The organism is Protofrankia sp. CiP1_Cm_nod1, from assembly GCF_920888515.1.
In the GTDB taxonomy this organism is placed as follows: Bacteria; Actinomycetota; Actinomycetes; order Frankiales; family Frankiaceae; genus Protofrankia.
Map to the genome: position 1 here is coordinate 1 of NZ_CAKKTM010000184.1, position 3232 is coordinate 3232.

1 protein-coding gene is annotated in these 3232 nt (G+C 73.0%); it reads right to left on the bottom strand.

From position 1 onward, the window contains the following. Positions 1–53: 53 nt before the first annotated feature. Positions 54–2705, bottom strand: a complete 2652-nt coding sequence (valS, locus tag NBX02_RS08605) for a valine--tRNA ligase (protein ID WP_250290826.1) — start codon at positions 2703–2705, stop codon at positions 54–56. Positions 2706–3232: the final 527 nt, after the last annotated feature.

Here is a 3232-nt window from a genome sequence, read left to right on the forward strand (position 1 = left end):
GCCGGCAGCGGTCAGCCGGCAGCGGTCAGCCGGCAGCGGTCAGCCGGCAGCGGTCAGCCTGCGAGGGCGACGTCGACCGCCAGTTCGCCGGTGCCCCGGGTGAAGGTCAGCGCCGTGATGCTGCCGGCGCTGCGCAGGTCGGCCGCGACGGCCTCGACCAGGCCGACCAGGTCGGCGTCCCCGCTGACCCGCGCGGAGGCCACCGCCGCCTTCATCGACACCTTCGCCTCCGACTTGGCCCGCCGGATCGCCGTGAGCGCCGTGCTGACCGCCTCAAGCAGGCGCGGGTCACCACTGTCAGCGATCTTGCGCAGCTCGCCGGCCTCCGGCCAGCGGGAACGGTGCACCGACCCGGGCTTCCACCACGACCAGACCTCCTCGGTGACGAAGGGCAGGAACGGCGCGAACAGCGCGAGCACCGTGGACAGGGCGATGGCCAGCGTGGCCCGCGCGGACGCCGCGCCCGGCTCGCCGAACGAGCCGTACGCGCGTCCCTTGACCAGCTCGACGTAGTCGTCGCAGAACCGCCAGAAGAACGATTCGGTGAGCTCGAGCGCGCGGGTGTAGTCGTAGTTGTCCAGCGTGGTGGACGCGGCGTCCACCACCTCCGCCAGCGTCGCCAGCAGCGCCCGGTCGAGCGGCTCGGCGATGGTGCCGGCGTCCTCGACCGCGCCGAGGCCGAGGGCGAACCGGCTGGCGTTGAGCAGCTTGATGGCCAGCCGGCGGCCGATCTTCATCTGGCCGACGTCGAAGGTGGTGTCGGTGCCCGGCCGGCCGGCGGCGGCCCAGTAGCGCACCGCGTCCGACCCGTGCTGTTCGAGCAGGTCCAGCGGGGTGACGACGTTGCCCTTGGACTTCGACATCTTCTTGCGGTCCGGGTCGAGGATCCACCCGGAGATGGCCGTGTTCGTCCACGGCAGCGTGCCGAACTCGGTGTGGCTGCGCAGCACGGTGGAGAATAGCCAGGTCCGGATGATCTCGTGCGCCTGGGGGCGCAGGTCCATCGGGAACACCCGGGCGAACAGATCGTCGTCGCTGCCCCAGCCGGCGGCGATCTGCGGGGTCAGCGAGGACGTCGCCCAGGTGTCCATCACGTCCGGGTCGGCGGCGAAACCACCGGGGATCCCGCGCTGGTCCTCGCTGAAACCGGGCGCGGTGTCACTGGACGGGTCGACCGGCAGCGCCGCGTAGCCGGGGACGATCGGCTGGTCGTAGCGGGGGGCACCGGCGTCGTCCAGCGGATACCAGACCGGGAACGGCACGCCGAAGAAACGCTGCCGGCTGATCAGCCAGTCCCCGGTCAGGCCGTCCACCCAGTTCTCGTAACGGACCCGCATGTGCGGGGGATGCCAGTGCAGCTCACTGCCACGGGCCCGCAGCTGCGCCCGCAGGGCCTCGTCCCGGCCGCCGTTGCGGATGTACCACTGGCGGGTCGTGACGATCTCCAGCGGCCGGTCGCCCTTCTCGTAGAACTTCACCGGATGGCTGATCGGCCGCGGGTCGCCCAGCAGCGCCCCGGCCTCGCGCAGCAGCTCCACGATCCGCTCGCAGGCGGCGTGCACGGTGCGCCCGGCCAGCTCGGCGTAGTGCGCCCGGCCCGCCGCCGAGACGATCGCCTCGGGCGGGTCGGGCAGCAGCCGGCCGTCCCGGCCGATCACCGCGCGGGTGGGCAGCCGCAGCTCACGCCACCAGGTGACGTCGGTGAGGTCACCGAAAGTACAGATCATCGCGATGCCGGACCCCTTCTCGGGGTCGGCCAGCCGGTGCGCCCGCACCGGCACCTCGACGTCGAACAGGGGAGTGCGCACCGTGGAGCCGAACAGCGGCCGGTAACGCTCGTCGTCGGGATGGGCGACCAGGGCCACGCAGGCGGCCAGCAGCTCCGGCCGGGTGGTCTCGACGACGACGTCCCCGCCGCTGTCGGTGCCGCCGGCGCCGCTGTTCCCGCCGCCGTCGGTGCGGGCGAACGCCAGCGAGTGGTAGGCGCCCGGGCGCTCCCGGTCCTCCAGCTCGGCCTGCGCCACCGCGGTGCGGAAGGACACGTCCCACAGGGTGGGCGCTTCCGCCAGGTACGCCTCGCCGCGCTCCAGGTTGCGCAGGAAGGCCCGCTGCGCCACCGCCCGGGAACGGGCGTCGATGGTCGCGTAGGTCATCGACCAGTCCACGGACAGGCCGAGGCGGCGCCACAGCTGCTCGTAGACCTTCTCGTCCTCGATCGTCAGCCGCTCGCACAGCTCCACGAAGTTGCGGCGGCTGACCGGGACCTGCTCCTTGCCGGGCTTGGCCGGCGGGGTGAGATCCGGGTCGTAGGGCAGCGACGGGTCACAGCGGATGCCGAAGTAGTTCTGCACCCGGCGCTCGGTCGGCAGGCCGTTGTCGTCGAACCCCATCGGGTAGAAGACCTCACGGCCGCGCATCCGCTGGTAGCGGGCGATGACGTCGGTGTGCGTGTAGGAGAAGACATGGCCTACGTGCAGGGAGCCGGAGACGGTCGGGGGCGGGGTGTCGATCGCGTACACCCGGGCCCGGTCGGCGCTCCGGTCGAACCGGTAGGTCTCCTGCTCCTGCCACACGGCCGACCAGCGTGCCTCGACGCCGTCGAGAGTGGGCCGCTGGGGAACGGAGCGTCCGGGGACGGACTGGTCGGCGGCGGGCTGCTCCCGGCCGTCCGAGTCGTGCTGGTTCCTGCCTTCTTCTGTCACCACAGGTAACGATCCTACGGGTCGAACAATGTGAGCTCCGACACGGGCTTCACCGGGCCTTGCGCCTGATCCTTCCCAGGTACGGATCCCCGCCGATCCTTGTCTCCGCGTGGCACCCGCGCCCTGTTCGGACGTGCTCTCCCGGCGGGGCCCACGCCGGACGTCCTCATGCCCGGCCCATGCCGGGCCCATGCCGGGGAGGTGCGCGGCCGCCCTCCCACCGGCCGTGGTGAGGGTCCGTGCGCCGGTCTGGCAGGGTCCCGCCGGCCGGGCCGGCACACGACATCCCGGGCCTCCCCGGCGCTCCTCCGCCGCTCCCGGCGGTGGGATCGTGTCGGCGGGCGGCCGTGGCGGGCGGAGCGGGTTGGCAGGATGTATCCCGTGCCTGACACCGGCGAGGACACCGCCCCCACCGCATCATCCGCATCGTCCGCCCCCACCGCGTCCGCCGTCGCGACCTCCGCTGCGGTACCCGACCACGTCCCGGCGGGCCGTGCCCCGGCGGCCGGGCGGCCGCGGCCGGCGGACCC